The organism is Commensalibacter oyaizuii (assembly GCF_029953265.1).
Classification (GTDB): domain Bacteria; phylum Pseudomonadota; class Alphaproteobacteria; order Acetobacterales; family Acetobacteraceae; genus Commensalibacter; species Commensalibacter oyaizuii.
In genome coordinates, this window is sequence record NZ_JASBAO010000001.1 from 1,592,925 (window position 1) to 1,609,818 (window position 16,894).

14 protein-coding genes are annotated in these 16,894 nt (G+C 39.0%); 3 read left to right on the forward strand and 11 right to left on the reverse strand.

Going from position 1 to position 16,894, the window contains the following annotated elements:
• The first annotated feature begins 27 nt into the window (after positions 1 to 27).
• Together QJV27_RS07145 and glpK are read left to right on the forward strand one after the other, a co-directional pair.
• Complete coding sequence (locus QJV27_RS07145) at positions 28 to 816, forward strand: MIP/aquaporin family protein (protein WP_281448245.1); 789 nt, start codon at positions 28 to 30, stop codon at positions 814 to 816.
• Positions 817 to 851: 35 nt separating this feature from the next.
• Positions 852 to 2,354, forward strand: coding sequence for a glycerol kinase GlpK (glpK, locus tag QJV27_RS07150; protein ID WP_281448246.1), 1,503 nt, complete (start codon positions 852 to 854; stop codon positions 2,352 to 2,354).
• Positions 2,355 to 2,437: 83 nt separating this feature from the next.
• On the opposite strand, the gene QJV27_RS07155 is transcribed toward glpK, so the two are convergent.
• From QJV27_RS07155 to QJV27_RS07170, 4 genes are all read right to left on the reverse strand, one after another.
• Positions 2,438 to 4,378 (reverse strand): hypothetical protein, encoded by a 1,941-nt coding sequence (locus QJV27_RS07155; protein WP_281448247.1) that lies wholly within the window; start codon positions 4,376 to 4,378, stop codon positions 2,438 to 2,440.
• Positions 4,379 to 4,904: 526 nt separating this feature from the next.
• Positions 4,905 to 6,434: an efflux transporter outer membrane subunit gene (locus QJV27_RS07160; protein ID WP_281448248.1), complete on the reverse strand. Its 1,530-nt coding sequence runs from the start codon at positions 6,432 to 6,434 to the stop codon at positions 4,905 to 4,907.
• A gap of 4 nt (positions 6,435 to 6,438) precedes the next feature.
• Positions 6,439 to 9,591, reverse strand: a complete 3,153-nt coding sequence (locus QJV27_RS07165; protein ID WP_281448249.1) for an efflux RND transporter permease subunit — start codon at positions 9,589 to 9,591, stop codon at positions 6,439 to 6,441.
• 23 nt (positions 9,592 to 9,614) lie between these two features.
• The gene (locus tag QJV27_RS07170; protein WP_281448250.1) at positions 9,615 to 10,781 is read right to left on the reverse strand and encodes an efflux RND transporter periplasmic adaptor subunit; all 1,167 of its coding nucleotides are present in this window, start codon (positions 10,779 to 10,781) and stop codon (positions 9,615 to 9,617) included.
• A 537-nt stretch (positions 10,782 to 11,318) separates the two neighbouring features.
• Here QJV27_RS07170 and QJV27_RS07175 point away from each other — a divergent pair.
• Positions 11,319 to 11,600 (forward strand): YggT family protein, encoded by a 282-nt coding sequence (locus tag QJV27_RS07175; protein WP_281448251.1) that lies wholly within the window; start codon positions 11,319 to 11,321, stop codon positions 11,598 to 11,600.
• A gap of 59 nt (positions 11,601 to 11,659) precedes the next feature.
• Here QJV27_RS07175 and QJV27_RS07180 read toward each other — a convergent pair whose 3' ends face one another.
• The 7 genes from QJV27_RS07180 to QJV27_RS07210 are packed head-to-tail and all read right to left on the reverse strand — an operon-like array spanning position 11,660 to position 16,640.
• Entirely contained in the window at positions 11,660 to 13,345 is a 1,686-nt protein-coding gene (locus tag QJV27_RS07180) for an ArnT family glycosyltransferase (protein ID WP_281448252.1), read from the reverse strand.
• A gap of 9 nt (positions 13,346 to 13,354) precedes the next feature.
• Entirely contained in the window at positions 13,355 to 14,080 is a 726-nt protein-coding gene (locus QJV27_RS07185; protein WP_281448253.1) for a glycosyltransferase family 2 protein, read from the reverse strand.
• 29 nt (positions 14,081 to 14,109) lie between these two features.
• Positions 14,110 to 14,616: a F0F1 ATP synthase subunit B gene (gene atpF, locus QJV27_RS07190; RefSeq protein WP_281448254.1), complete on the reverse strand. Its 507-nt coding sequence runs from the start codon at positions 14,614 to 14,616 to the stop codon at positions 14,110 to 14,112.
• Positions 14,617 to 14,633: 17 nt separating this feature from the next.
• Positions 14,634 to 15,242: a F0F1 ATP synthase subunit B family protein gene (locus tag QJV27_RS07195; protein ID WP_281448255.1), complete on the reverse strand. Its 609-nt coding sequence runs from the start codon at positions 15,240 to 15,242 to the stop codon at positions 14,634 to 14,636.
• A gap of 11 nt (positions 15,243 to 15,253) precedes the next feature.
• Complete coding sequence (locus QJV27_RS07200; protein ID WP_408869622.1) at positions 15,254 to 15,487, reverse strand: ATP synthase subunit C family protein; 234 nt, start codon at positions 15,485 to 15,487, stop codon at positions 15,254 to 15,256.
• A 49-nt stretch (positions 15,488 to 15,536) separates the two neighbouring features.
• The gene (locus QJV27_RS07205) at positions 15,537 to 16,292 is read right to left on the reverse strand and encodes a F0F1 ATP synthase subunit A (protein ID WP_281448997.1); all 756 of its coding nucleotides are present in this window, start codon (positions 16,290 to 16,292) and stop codon (positions 15,537 to 15,539) included.
• Between the two features lie 42 nt (positions 16,293 to 16,334).
• Positions 16,335 to 16,640: an AtpZ/AtpI family protein gene (locus QJV27_RS07210; RefSeq protein ID WP_281448256.1), complete on the reverse strand. Its 306-nt coding sequence runs from the start codon at positions 16,638 to 16,640 to the stop codon at positions 16,335 to 16,337.
• Positions 16,641 to 16,894 lie beyond the last annotated feature (254 nt).

A 16,894-nucleotide genomic window follows, 5' to 3' on the forward strand; every position in this document is an offset into this window, starting at 1 on the left:
TTCTTAATATTCAGAAAGCTAATTATTATGCCCACTACAAAACAATTTATTGGTGAACTGATATCAGAGGCCATTGCAGTAGCTATTATTATTTTCATTGGCTGCTCTGCTGCAGCAATGTTGCTGATGTATGATCCCAGCCCTTATCAAAATGCGTATTGGGGGGTAGCTATTGCATGGGGATTATCTGTGACATTTGCAATATATGCAACAGGCAGCATCAGTGGAACCCATGCTAATCCTGCGGTTACATTAGCACTGGCCTTGTATCGTGGATTTGCATGGAAAAAAGTACCCGCTTATTGTTTGGCGCAAATACTGGGTGGCATCTGCGGGGCTGTTTTGGTTTATTGTTTATACTACTCTGTCATTGATCATTATAATGAAGTTCACCATATCACCCGTGTTTTAGGTGGGGGGGCAGGTGTATTTGTAACCTCTCCTGGGCTTTCTATAACGCCGATCCATGCTTTTTTTAATGAGATTTTACTTACTGCCTTTTTGGTCTTTTGTATTTTTGCCATTACAGAAAGTTATAATACCGTGGCACCTCAGGCAAATAGTGGTGCCTTTATGATTGGTCTAGTTGTTGCAGCCATTGGTGCATCAGCAGGATATCTGGAAGGGTGGGCAATTAATCCTGCTCGGGATTTAGGGCCCAGAATTTTTATCTATTTAATGGGATGGGGGCCAGCAGCATTTCCTGGATTACCAAATTATTGGTGGGCACCCATCTGTGGCCCGTTAATTGGCGGCATTGTTGGGGGTGGCGCATACCAATTATTAATCAGACCTTTCTTACCTCGCCCAATTTAAGAACTCTTATAATTCACAGTGGATGGACAAACAATATGCGCAAAGCTCAATATATTATCGCATTGGATCAAGGAACAACATCAACACGCAGTATTATCTTCACCCCTACTGGCCAGGCTTTATCCGTCAGCAGACGTGAATTCCCTCAACATTACCCTAAACTGGGATGGGTAGAGCATAATCCAGAAGACATCTGGAATGATGCCATTTTCACCATCAAAACAGCGATTAGCGAAGCCAAATTAGATAACAAAATTTCTGAAATTGCAGCCATTGGCATCACCAACCAACGTGAAACCGTTGTCTTATGGGACAAAGCCACTGGGAAACCTCTATACAATGCCATTGTCTGGCAAGATCGGCGTACCAGTGAATATTGCCAAAAATTAAAAGCCACGGGGATAGAACAAACCATTCATGAAAAAACAGGATTATTGCTAGACCCTTATTTTTCGGCAACAAAGCTGGCATGGCTATTGGATAATGTTGCAAATGCACGTGCACGTGCAGAACGTGGAGAATTGGCCTTTGGTACTATCGACAGTTTTTTATTATGGCGTTTAACAGGCGGCAAAGTGCACGCAACGGACGCCACCAATGCCAGCCGTACGTTGTTATTTAATATCAAAACACAATCTTGGGATCCCGAGCTTTTGAAAATCTTTAATATCCCTGAATCTCTACTACCAGAAGTTAAAGATAATAGTACATTATTTGGAACAACAAATTCTGAATTGTTTGGACACGCTATTCCCATTATGGGCATGGCTGGCGATCAACAAGCAGCTTTAATTGGTCAGGCCTGTTTTGAACAAGGTATGACCAAAGCAACCTATGGTACAGGGTGCTTTATGTTGTTAAATACAGGGGATCAAATGGTGATCTCTCAAAATCGTATGCTAACCACAACAGCCTATCGATTAAATGGTAAACCAACCTACGCATTAGAAGGTTCTATTTTTGTTGCAGGTGCTGCAATCAAGTGGCTGCGTGATGGTATTGGGTTAATTACCCACGCTTCACAAACCAATGACATGGCAACACAAGTTGAAAATAACCACGAAGTCTATATGGTTCCTGCTTTCGTGGGGTTAGGTGCCCCCCATTGGGCCCCCAATGCCAAAGCACTAATCACAGGGTTAACCTTTAATGCAACCGCAGCCCATGTTGCCAGAGCAGCCCTGGAATCCATTGCTTATCAAACTTATGATTTAGGCAAAGCAATGAAAAAAGACAGCAACAGCGACATCATGACCATTCGTGTCGATGGAGGCATGTCAGCCAATGATTGGTTCTGCCAATTCCTAGCTGATATTATGAATATTACGGTTGAAAGACCATCATATATCGAAACCACCGCCATGGGAGCAGCCTATTTAGCGGGAATGGCCAGTGGCATTTGGAACGATCTTTCCGATGTCTCCCAACACTGGGCACAAGGATCCACCTTCCGATCCAATATGAAAGAAGACGAAAGAACAAAAAAAATAAAAGGGTGGAATTTCGCTTTGAAGCAAGCCCTATTAACTGACGACTAATTTGCACAGTAAAGTTTTCACGTATATTTACGTGAAAACTTTTAATCTTAAAATTAGATTACGTTCAAGATTACTCTAATTCATTAAAATACAATATTAACCTTATTAGGTTCTATTTGTGCCAACGAAACATTTTTTCTATTTAAAATTATACATTGTGCTTTGCTTTTTTTGTTTGCAATATACGCATTGTTATCTTTGTAAGACACTAACAGGTCACTTTGATTAACATTATATAAAGTAGCAATTAAGAGATTTTTTGAATTGATTTCTGTAATAGCATTACCCTGCATATTCGTTGAAATCTGGTAGTTATTTATATGGTTTAACTGAATGTTCAAATATCCATCTTGGTTATCAAATGTTGCATCGCAATTACCTGATGAATATTCTAAACGCCCACCTGTCACTATAATTGAAGTTGTATAATCTTTGGCCTTCCCTTCTAGACTACTTATTACCTCAAAATTCTCAACGCCGGTCTGAATTGTTTGATTTGTTAAACCACCAACAACACGAATAGTTCGTTCCTGAAATGCATATCCTCCATAAATATGTTGCGACCCACCAGCAGTCTCATCAGTGGTGGCACCTTTAACCAATACTGAACCTTGACCATCATTTACAGAATAGGAAATAAACCCCTTCCCAGCATTTAATACCAGCTTCGAAGTTTTTTTTCCGCTGTCAAGAACATTAAAGCGACCAGCATGACTATATATATTAACAGAACCATCAAAAAACGTCATAGAATTATAATATTGTTGTCCTTGACAATAAATATCATTTTGACCGCTAATATTGCGGATATATGTATAATCCCCGTTTAGATAAATCGTGTTTTTACAATCCCCTGTGATAACTGTACTATAAGATTTATTATTTGCGTTTATCACCACTTCATAATCAGAATTAAGATTCGTTGTATCAATCGTATCATTCCCATTACTGGTGACCTCATATTTTCGATGATTGGGCAAATTATTAGGAATATAAATAATTTTGTTCTTGATTGATGGTAACGTTACAGTTTTAAATGCATTCGTATAATATCCATAATCACCATTATCAATAATCTGTATTTGCCCCTCAGGCGATGATGCAGAAAAAATCTGACTTTCATCGTATGTCAAGATAGGATGAGCAGTATCAACAGACATTGCATTCCCCACAGAATCAGATTCTGGACCTGTATAATAACTACCTAATGACCAATTTTTCATATCCAAAAAAATTGCAGCATTATCAGGATCTTTGTCAGCCATATATTTAGCCATTTGCAACAAAGCTTGATTTAAATTAATTTCTACATGATGCAATTCCCCTTTATCTTCTTTAAAAAGGATATACTGGCGAGCAGCATCATTAATGCCATCACGACCATTATGATAGGAATTTGCATTAAATATTGCCCCAGAGTAATTCCCTTTCGAAATATTTGTGTATCCCGAAGGTTCACCGCGACTATCTGATAACATAACCTGCAAAAACATTCCAAAAACAGGAAGGTCAGTATTATAGTAAGGGGATTCAGGATCATTAAAAACGACTGTAAAACAATTACCTGTATATGCCGCACCAAATCCTTGACCAACACTAACCGTACGTATCCGTTGATAAACAGATAATTTAATTAAATGATCGAACGTAAAAGATCGTCCTTTCACATAATACGAAAGAAATACGTCTCGAATATTTCCACCATTTACGGATAATCTATATGTATAATCTTTTTCTGGTCCATAAACGACTAACCCACTCGATTCTTCTGAATTTCCAGTATGCCATGAATATAAAGCATCTCCCAAAAGAGCATCATAATCAGCAGGGTTATTCATAATCGGTTGGGAAGGATCGAAAACATCAGAGGTTGGGGTGTGCCACTGTAAAAACCACCAATCTTGATCTTTTCCACCTTCCATATTGGGCAAATTGGGATGCTGAATTAATTGTCCATCATGATCGCCTAAATTAAATTTCAAATTTGGCCCTGTAATACTTGGGTCTGTACAAATATTCTTCATAAAAAACCTTAAAATTAAATAAAATATAAAAAAATTTATAAAAAAATAGTATATACATAGTAAATGTAAATAATATTTATGATATATATTATATCATATAAGATTATTTATTTTTAAATTTAAATTTTTACTTATTTTTATTATAAATATACAAGTATTAAAGTTATTATGAATATTACGATACTAAGGATATCAACTACATTAAAATCGTGGGTAAACCTCTCCACGCCTTAATGCATATGAATAAAGTAGCATATGACTGCTATAATAATTTTTATAATGAATCTATGCAGCCAAATATCGCTCTGTAGCACTTGTGATTGAAATAATTATTTAAAATAATATTGTTAACCTAAAGCCGTGCAATAAATGTGAAATATGCACAACCTAAACCTACCATCACTAAATAATCAGTAAAACTAAACTTACAAACAGTATCTCAATATCTTGAAGCAAGAATTTACAACTACAAAAAAAGGGCATACCTCAATACAAGGTATGCCCCTTTATAATCAAAAATATAAGTTTATTTTTTTACGATCGAAGATGTCGTGCTTGCAGTATTGATTGCAGAAGACTGATAATCTGTATCAGCACTCCAACCACCACCCAACGTTTTGTATAATGTAGAAAGACTTTGCATATACTGCAAACGAGATTGGATGGCTGAGACCTTTGCCGTCAATAACGTTCTTTGTGCAACCAAAGTACTCAAGTAACTATCAATCCCATTTTTAAAACGCGCAAATGAAAGTTGGTAATCTTTCTGACTGGCTTTGACATTTTCAATATCAGCCCCCCATTTTTCCTTTAAAGTGGCTCTGGCAGATAATGAGTCGGCAACCTCTTTAAAAGCGGTCTGAACAACATATTGATAATGAGCAGCAGCAGCGCGAGCCTTTGCCTTCGCCGTTCTTAACTGAGCCAAGTTCTGACCTTCATCCAAGAGCGGCACCGTTATTTTGGGCATTACAGACCATGCAGCAGAATAAGGCCCAAACATCTGTGCAAAAGTACTACCTGCAGTCCCTCCACTTGTTGTTAACTGAATAGAAGGGAAAAATGCAGCACGTGCATATCCAATATTTGCATTTGCTTCTTTTAACAAATGTTCCGCTTGGCGAATATCAGGACGACGTTCCAACAGATCTGAAGGCAGACCAGATGCAACTTCTGGCATCGATACAAATTGATCCAAAGAAGGGTTAGGCCCAACGGACTGTAACACAGAAGCTGGGATTGGTTGCCCCACCAACAAGGTCAAGCTATTCATATCATTTGCAACAGTATTTAAATAAACTTGCTCTTGACTTTTAGCCTCTTGCAGTAATTCAACAGCTTGAGCAACAGCTTGAGCGTTTTGTTGACCGTATCTATGCATACCCTTGATTAAATTTAAATTACTTTGGCGATTTTGGATACTTTGTTGGATGGTTCGTAAACTATCCATATCCGCAAGCCACGCCATATACGTATTTGCAACTTCACTGATTAAAGATATTTGCACAGAAATAGTGTTTTCTTGTTGTGCTAAATAACTTTCTCTGGCAGCTCGGGTCAAACTGCGAACATGGTCAAACAAATCAATTTCATAGTTCGAAATACCAAGCCCTGTTGAAAGCGAATTAGAGTGAACTGACCTTGCCCCACCGACACCAAATGTTTTACCGGGGCTTGTTTGATAAGAAGCCCCTGCATTTGCATCGATTGTTGGGAAAATCTCACCCCTTTGCCGGATGTAACTGGCGTGACTGGCTGTAATATTTTCAATCGCTTCACGCAAGTTACGGTTATTTGACAAAGACATTGCAATCAACTGACTTAACACAGGATCACGGAAAAAAACTTTCCATCCCACATTATAAGCCTGTGGTAATTTTGCCCCCTGTGTAAGCGGTGGTCCATAGGATGGCCCAATGGGCCAATCCCTTGCAATCGATGCATCAGGACGCTTATATTCAGGGCTCATGTTACATGCAGCAACCGATATTAACATCAAGGATACAACCGCTCCTTGCAAGGATTTTATGAAAACCTTGTTGCGTTTTATAACCATTCTCTTATTCCCGTTCCTGGTTGGTCGCTACAGTATTTTGATTAAGTGGGTGTGGTTTGACTTTAAATAAATTCAATACAACGATAAAGAAAACCGGCACGAAATATAGTGCCAACAACGTTGCCGTAATCACCCCACCAACAACACTGGTACCAATGGCTACATGGCTGGCTGCACCAGCCCCTTTCGCAATTGCCAAAGGAACAACCCCAATAACAAACGCCAAAGACGTCATTAAAATCGGACGAATACGTTCCCTTGCTGCTAAAACTGCGGATTCTTCTAGTGTTTTACCAGCATCAAAATGCTCTTTGGCAAATTCAACAATCAAAATCGCGTTTTTCGCAGCCAATCCAACCGTCGTTAACAACCCAACTTGAAAATAGATGTCATTATCAATCCCACGCAGATAGGTTGCTGCTGCGGCCCCAATAATACCCAAAGGCGCAACTAAGAGCACAGCAAACGGAATAGCCCAGCTTTCATACAACGCAGCCAAAGATAAAAAGACCGCTAATATAGACACAGCGTAAAGTTTACCTGCTTGCCCTGAGGATTTAACTTGCTCAAACGACATTCCTGTCCATTCATAGCCAATCCCCTTGCCTAATTCATCAGCGTAACCTTCAATAATCTTCATTGCAGTACCAGTACTAATACCTGGTGCCCCCTGTCCCATGATTTCATAAGAAGGATAACCGTTATAAGTCTCAACCTTTTGAGAGGTCATTTTCCATTCACCACTGACAAAAGCGGTTAAAGGCACCATATTACCATTATTGTTACGAACAAACCAACGACGTAAATCATCAGGGGCCATACGGGATTTAATTTCACCCTGCACGAAAACATGCTTAACACGGCCTCTAAGATTGAACAAACCTGCATCAGAGGACCCTAAAGCAATCGATAATGTCTGGTTAATATCATCAATGCTAACCCCTTGGGTATGAGCTTTGTCTCGATCAATATTGAAATAATACTGTTGAGCATCAGGAAGCCCATTAGCACGTACAGCAACCAAACGATGATCTGCCCTAGCTTTTTTTAACAATTGATCCCTTGCTTTTGCAAAAGCAACATCATCTAAATGCCCACGATTTTGTAATTCAAAGTCAAACCCAGTCGCAGACCCTAAATCCATAACTGGAGGGGGAATAAATGCCAAAATATTAGCACCAGGAACCGCGGATAACGCCCTCATCGCTCTTGTTGCAATCGCTTGCGCAGACGCTTCTGGATTCCCTGTACGTAGATGAAAGTCTTTTAAACGGGCAACACCAAAAGAAGCACTTTGTGCCTGCCCACCAAAGTTAAATCCAACAGCGGTAAATGCGAAATCTACATATTTCTTTTCTTTATTAATGAAATAATCTGTGATTTTTTTATTTACACCTGCTGTCATAGCAGCTGATGCACCAGGGCTTAACGAAGCCTGTGTGAAAACAACCCCTTGATCTTCATCTGGCAAAAACCCTTCTGGCAGCGCATGGAAAATAGCTAATGCACCCGCAGTCAATCCAACATATACGATCATGGTAATCCGAGTATGATGAATCATACCCTTCACCCCTTTGATGTATCCATTGACCATTTTTTCAAAGCCAGAGTTAAATTTAGTGAAAAACCAGCCATGTTTTTCACCTTTTTCTTTAGCCTTTAGGATCGTTGCACATAGTGCAGGGGTAAAAATCAATGCAACTACAACAGATAACCCCATCGCAGCGACAATACTAATCGAAAATTGACGATAAACCACCCCAGCAGAACCACTAAAGAATGCCATAGGAATAAAGACAACAGATAATACCAATGCAATACCAACGAGGGCGCCACTAATTTGATCCATTGATTTTTGGGTTGCAGATTTAGGATCGCTATGATCCTCTTCCATCACACGTTCAACGTTTTCAACCACAACGATAGCATCATCAACCAATAACCCAATGGCCAGCACCATGGCTAACATGGTTAAGGTATTGATCGAAAACCCTGCCATTTCTAATATTGCGAATGTTCCTAATAAAACTACAGGAACAGCAATTGTCGGAACAAATGTTGCCCTTAAATTCTGTAGAAACACATACATAACCACGATCACCAAAATAATCGCAATGACAAGGGTTTCAACCACCTCTTCCATTGATTCAATAACGAATTCAGACGTATCCAAAGGATAACGATATGTTGTATTCGGTGGAAAATATTTAGAAAGCTCTTTAATTTTGGCATGAATGGCATCTGCCAATGCCAACTGATTGGCACCAGGGGCCAATTTTACACCAAATGCCGCAACAGGGCTGTTATTTAACAAACCAACAGGTTGATAGGTCATTGGGCCAAGGCCTACTTCGGCCACATCTTTTAACCGAATACGAGCACCATTTGTTTGTGTTTTGATAACAATATTTTTAAATTCCTCAGGGGTTACAAGACGTCTAACGCCCCCTGTATAAATATCAAAACGTTGATCAGGTAATGCTGGTAATTTACCAAATTCACCCAAAGGCTGCTCAGAGTTTTGAGAGGCAATCTCATTCATCACATCCGTTGGATTAAGTTGATAATCATGCAACTTATCAGGATCCAGCCATACGCGCATCGCATATTCAGAAGAAAAGGGCGTATAATCTCCCAATCCGTTTAATCGAGTAATTGGATTTTGCACATCACTTGCCAACAGATCACCCAACGCACCTTCGTTCATGGTGTTATCTGAAGATTGAATAGCAAAGATCATCATATTACTTTTATTGGATTTTGAAATACGAATACCTTGCAAAGCCACAGTAGACGGTAATAAAGAACGTGCAACATCCACACGGTTCAAAACCTGCACCTGCGCAACGTCAGGGTTCGTACCTTGGGAAAAAGTCAACGTAATTGTTGCAGTACCATCGGCGTTGGCAACCGTTGACATATATTCCATATTATCCAAACCATACAGATTCTGACTGACAGGATCAATGATCGTTCTTTGAACTGTATCAGCTGTTGCACCTGGATAAGTAAAACTTAAAGTAATAGGTGGAGGGGCAATGGCAGGCCATTGAGCAATGGGCAATGTTATAATTGCAATCATTCCAATCATCGAGATAAGAATAGCAATTACCCAAGCAAAGATAGGCCTGTCGATAAAAAAACGCGACAACGACATATTAAAATTCCAGATATAACAACTTAAATTGGCACTTCACCGACGGGGGTGCGCCCTTCTTCTGCTTTTACTTTTTGACCAGGACTGTATGATGTTGGGTTACTAACCAAAACGCGATCACCGGCTTGAATACCCTTGGTTACAACCCAATAAGTTTCCTGCAAACGTTCCAACCCAATCTCACGGCGTTCAATAACATTGTCTTTATTAATAATATAAAGATATGGCTTGTTATCTAATGCTCTCATAATTCCTTCTTGTGGAACCAAAAAGGCCGTTTGCATTCCCTCATGCATAATTGCACGTACATACATTCCAGATAATAATAATTTATCGGGGTTACGAACAATTGCACGTTGGATAACAGATCCTGTTTCCTGATCTGTAACCACTTCTGTAAACAATAGATTTGCTTGCAATGGATATCGGGTATTATCTTCCAAAATCAAATCGATAGGAACATGCGCCGATCCCCGCAGAGTTTGTAACTTACCATCTGCTAAACGAGAGCGTAGACGCAACTGCTCAACAGTGGGCTCAATAATATCTACGAAAACAGGGTCAAGTTGGGTAATAATTGCAACAGGATTTGCTTGGTTAGTTGCCATTAATGCACCTTGCGTTTTAATAGAGCGACTGATCCGCCCTGAAATCGTTGCATTGATTCCTGTATATTCTAAATCTAATTCGGCTTGGCGGACTGCGGCGCGATCACTTTCGATCGTAGCTTTTGTTGCTTCTTGGGCGGCTAATGTGTCGTCATAATCCTGACGGCTAACTGCATCCATATTTTTCAAAGGCGCATAACGTTTTAATTTTAACGTTTGAGCTCTAAATGTTGCAAGATCGCTATTTAATTTTCCTTGAGCATTTTTTAATGCTGCTTGATAAGGTCTAGGGTCAACTTGATATAATTGTTGCCCTTGAAAGACATCTGTACCTTCTTCAAATAGTCGCTTATAAAGGTACCCGTTAACCTGGGGACGAACTTCTGAAACCCGCATGGGGGTAATACGTCCTGTTAACTCAACTAATAATTCCACCTCTTGTGGATGAACCGTTACAAAATTTGCATTCGGTATTGGCTGAGTAGCTTTCTGTTTTTTACATGCAGTAAGTGGCAATAATAAAACAAGAAATACAGCACACTCCTTGTGCCATTTAGTAAAGAAAGAATCTGTTATTGTCACTTTTCTTCCCTATTTCCTTTAAAACAGTAGTTATTTGCTTTTACAAGCTTTTATAAAAGCATGCTTCTACAAACCGATAAATATATTTCGTTATTATTTTTTTAATTCCTACAAAAGAGGCTTGTGCACTCTTAGTTACTTTACCATATAACATATATAGACCTTAAATTAGCAATAAATAATTTCATTTTTTGAAACGTGTTCAATTATAAAACGAATTAAAAAGCGAAACTAAATAAAAAAAACGATGTGTAAAACCTAAAGATAGGCCTAATAATCAGCATATTAATAAATATATTAATCATTGTATACTCAAAACAAAAAGCTAATTTTATGGTCGTAATTCAATAAGCTTATATAAAAAATTCATAAATAAAATAGTTGTTAAGATTATGACGAAAAATCGATATCTCAACATCGTTCTTTTTTAGTTATAAAAGTAAATTTAGAGCAAATTCTTAAGAAAAAATTGTCTATTTATAAAATTAGCTTATATAAGAAAAAAGGAAAGAAGATGAATAAGGGAAATAATATATAATGATGCAATTATACGGTCTAATCGATACATTATTAAATGTATACACGCTGATTTTATTACTATATTGCGTTTTTAGTTTTTTACATGGTTTTGGAGTTGTCAATATCTATAACGGCTTTATGGGAAACATCTATAATCTTTTAAGCCAACTTTGCGATCCTCCATTAAATGCCATTCGGCAATTAATACCTAACGTTGGAATGATGGACTTCAGTCCTGCCATCTTACTAATGTTGATTAATTTTTTACTTAAACCCTTATTACGTTCTTTACTCTTTTAAAAAATTACGAAAACCCACTTTAAAAAAAGCGCTTTTACAGCGCTTTTTTTATCTTTCTTTTACGGAGCCACTTTATATAACCCTAGATCCAATTTTTTTCCTGTGGAATAATTCAATCCGTGGATACGACCCAACTCTTTCACCCGAAGATGATTCATTTCTAATGCTTTATTAAAGCTATCTTCTTTTTTTCGATCAACAAGTGCCAAACCACAAGCAGCATTATCTTTTAAAAACTGAGCACTTTTTTCAGGGTTAATTAATTTCGTTTCTTTACCCACTAAAAAAACCAAACTAGGTTCAGAATAAGAAGCAGAAGCTAACACACTTTGTTCGCAAGGTTTCAATACCTCAACCGTTTTCGCAATTTTATTGCTCAACCATTCAGAACTAAGCCCTGGGATCAAAATAACAAATAATTCAATATAAACAACTAACGATGCAGCAATAGAAATCACAGACGCACGTTGAATATTGTCCTCTTTGACAATACAATATACTGCATAGGCAATTAAAGTCAGAACACCTACCGCCCCAATCATTGCCCCCCAGAACCATATTCCAGACATATAATACGCCCAGCAAATCCCACCAACAGCCAAAATAGTCCCAACAACAACCCATAAAGCAAGATAAAGGTGAAATAACCCCCTACCCCACCTTGACACAGGCCCATGCCAATCTTTGGAAATCCCCCACAATGCGGCAGAAGTCAAAATAGCAATCGCGGGATAAGTTGGTAAAACATAATGAGGCAATTTAGTTGCGATGACCTCGAAAATAAGCCAATGAGGAATAATCCAACACAACAAAAATTTAATAGAATCTAACTTGCGATTTTTCCAAATGAACGGCAAAGACCATGCCGTGAATAAAGAACCAGGCCAAAAAGTAATTAAGAAAATCAAAATATACAAACCAGGTGGGGATCCGTGGGCTTGCTGACCAGATGCCACTTTTCCTAAAAAATTGACACCAACGGCATTACTAAAAAATTGACCATCGCTTACAATCCAAATGGCTATACACCACGGTAATACGATAAATAACGTTAATACCCAGCCCCAAGCAGGACGCAAGTGCTGCCACCAAGATTTATCCTTTTGCACCCATGCCAAAACAATCGGGGTAAGCATTGTAGGTATCAAAACCACAGGGCCTTTTAACATTAGCCCACATCCAACAGCCCCCCAATAAATCAATGCTACTGAAATAGGCAGTTTTTGGGTTTGTAATCTTGCCAACCATGAGCGGGCCAAACTGCTTTGGGCAAGCAAAATAAAAAATAATAATGTGGTGTCAATCGTTGCCATTCGGCCCTCGGCCATTAGCAATACCGAAACAGCCAAGAATAGTCCTGCCAACAACCCCACATAGGAATCAAACAGCAAACTACCAATCCAAACCGTCAATAAAACAGCCCCAACGGCGGAAAATAACGAAGGAATACGATAAGCCCACAAAGCTTTGTCATGTAAATTACTTGTCGCTTTTACAGCGATAGCTTCGAGCCAATAAATACCAGCAGGTTGTAAATAACGCGGTTTATCTTGAAACCTCACATCAATATAATTCTTGCTTTCTATCATCTGAGATGTGGCTTGCATATAACGTGCCTCATCGCGATCCAATGGGGGCAAGCTGGCACGGCCAGGCAAAAAAAGCATAAAAACAAATAAGGCAAGCCACAGATAATGGCTTGCCCTCATACGAAATGACTGATCTGTATTAGAAAAAAGGGTCATTCTATCCCTTCAATATTTGGTAATTTTTTTTGGTAAGCGAATCCGATTTAATAACCACATTACACCCAATAAATCACGGATGCCAAGTAAAGCTCGGTTTAAATTCGTATATTTTGAGAATCCATTTAAACGTTGGCGGTGATGCACAGCGTAACATAACAAGGGAACACCCCGATGCTGTAATAAGGCGGGAATAAAACGATGTACACCTTCAAAATGAGGCAATGCCATAAAATCATCTCGACGAAATATTTTTAGTGGGGCCCCCGTATCAACGCACCCATCTTTTAACAAAAACCTGCGTAAGCCGTTGGCAAAACGCGTTGCAAAACGGCGAGAAAAATTGTCATTACGATTTAAACGTACCCCAACCACCAAAACTGATGAGTCTGAATGACGTTCTGATTTTTCCCACATGGCAATTAAATCTTTTGGATCATCTTGGCCGTCCCCATCCATTGTTGCGATCCACTCGCCTTTTGCTGCTTTGATCGCAGTTACCAAAGCCTGGGATTTCCCACAACGCCGATCGTGGGATAAAATAAGTAGTTTAGGGAGGAGTGTTTTCTTCACAGCTAACAGCTGTTCCATTGTACCGTCTGTACTACCATCATCAACAAAAATAACTTCTGCGTCTGGTAAGTCAGGTAAAACAGCAGCAATTTCTTGGCAAACGGGCAAAACATTATCCGCCTCGTTTAAAACAGTCACAACAATTGAAAGTTTATGGGTCATTTTAACAACGAGACGGATAATATTAAAAATTAAGCAACATGACGATGATTAGCAATTGCCTTAGGTAAATCAGAAATTGCACGGTCAATCAATGGCTTATCTTTTTCCTCTGTCAATACCGAAGCAATCACTTCATAGGCTGCTTTTACAGCGATATCTGCGGCTTCGCGACGCACAGTATTAACAGCTTCCTGTTCAGCAGACGCTAAGCGAAGACGAACCAATTCCTCATGACGGCGTGCTGCTGCGTCGGCTTCTTTCCTTGCATTTTCAGCAATCCGTTCAGCAGCCTCTTTTGATTCTGCCAACATCCGTTCAGCTTCTGCTTTGGCTGCTTCATGCTCTCTTTGAGCTGCAGTATATATTGCTTCTGCTTCGTGGCGTAAACGACTTGCTTCTTCAAGATCTTGTCTAATTTTATTACTGCGGTTATCCATGGCGGCAGCTAGTGGACGCCATACTTTTTTTCCAAAGATAATAAAAAATAGAACAAAAGCAACCGCAGACCAAAAATGAGGTTCTTGTAACAAATGCATTTTTTCTCTGCCTACTCTTACGATTTCGCTGTCAAAATTTGGGTAACTTTATTGCTAACAATTTGGTTATCTACCTCTTCATTTAACAATTGTTTTACCAAAGTTTGGGCGACATCCTTTGCCATTAGATCTACTTGACTTAACGCACTGTTACGTGCCTTTAAGATACGTGCCTCAGCTTCACGGGTTTCTTGATCGAGACGTGCCTGCAATTCGTGCATCTGCTTCGTTGCAGCCGCTCTTGTATCTTGAATAATCGCGTCAATCTTTGCTTGAGACTGCATTGCTGCTTCGCTACGTGTTTTATTTAACGCTTCTACAGCTCTATCAGCTTGGGCTTTCGCCTGTCTAGCGGACTGCATATCTTCGTCCAGTTTAGAACGACGATGTTCAATCACGCTTTCGATTTGAGGAACTGAAAAATATTTAATAGCAAGAAACAAAGCAAAGAAAATGATCAAAACCCAACCAAATTGAGCAATGACCAGGGGGTTATTGAATTCCATCTGTGGCATGCCAGCAGCCCTGGCATTCGTGGCCATGACAGGGGCCAGCAACAAGCTTAACGTCCCCCCAGCCACGAGAGACGCCACCAGACGGGAATAACAGGCTGAAAAGCGTCTCACGTAAAGACCTCCTACATAAAGAGAATAAGGAAGGCGATCAGAAGAGCGTAAAGCGCAACAGCTTCCGTGAGAGCAAATCCCAACATACCAAGTCCAAAAACATGAGGACGTGAAGCAGGGTTACGAGCAATACTGCTAACCAATGTTGCAAAGATATTACCAATACCAATACCAACACCAGAAAGTGCAATAACAGCGAGACCAGCACCGATTTGCTTTGCAGCCATCAGAAGTGTATGATCCATTTGATTTTTTCCTCTATAGTAAAGATAAAAAAGTTAAACAAAACGAAGATTAATGCTCTATTGCCTCTTGTAAATACATACAAGTTAAAATTGCAAAAACATATGCCTGCAACGCACCAACCAGTAATTCAAGAGCAATTAGAGCCACATTCAATACAATAGGAAGAACCCCTAATGGGCCCCCCAATGCTAACCCCAACCCTGTGGCCAACAAAATTGTAAAACCAGCAAACATTTCCAACATCACATGCCCTGCAACCATATTCGCAAACAAACGAATAGATAGACTAATAGGTCTAGATAAATAGGAAAGAATTTCAATAGGAACAAGCAACGGTGCCATTGCTATTGGTGCGCCTGCTGGCATAAAATGCGCAAAAAACTTCAACCCTTGATTCTTTAATGAAACAATGATTGCTAAAAAAAACACCATCAAAGCCAAAGTCGCTGTAACAACAATATGACTCGTAAACGCAAATGAAAACGGCAATAACCCCAAATAGTTACCTGTTAAGATGAAAAAGAACAGGGTAAATATAAAAGGGAAAAAACCTTTTCCTTTGGTTCCCATTGTGCCAATGGCCATACCATGCACAAATTCATAGCACATTTCCGTTGCAGCCTGATAACGACCAGGTACAATAGCTTTATGGCGCATACCAAAATAAATAGCCACAGGCACAATTACAGCAGCTACAACCATCATTAATTCTGACTGAGTGAACTTGATCGATTCACCCAACGCCCCAAAAACTGGATGTAACTCAAATTGACCGAGTGCGTCTATCTTGTGACCGGCCACTATTTTTCTCCCACCACTAAATCGAATCCTTTTGAAGAAACAATATCATTTTGAACTTATATCACTAGGTTTGACAATACGCCAGACATTAAGCACACCCGCACTCATTCCTAATATTGAAAATATAATCATAAATAATGGACGGGTTGATAACCAATAATCCAATCCATAACCAATAATAATTCCAACCAGAAAGGCCGAAAATAACTCAACCCCAGCTCTTAATACAAACCTCCATAACTCATTATCATCCTCTGACATATGAAGATGATGTTGTTTTTTCGAAACATTCAGTCGTGATTCGAAATTTCGTAATTTTTTATCAAATTGATCGGGCTCTTTCTTTTTCATTTAACTTTCCAAAGACACAGCCTGTATCCTTTGATAAAAAATACAAGGCTAACTAGTTTGGTAAAAAAACCTATTTGTACAAGAAAGGCAATATTTTTTTTACATTTTGTAATAGCTAATGCTTTTCTTTTGCAAATCAGCAACTACTTTAAAAAAAAACAAATAAAAATTACACGTTATTTAGTGACAATTATAACAATCTATTAAAAACATTTTAATCATAATATGCTCATAAAAAAGAACAAAGGTAAAAC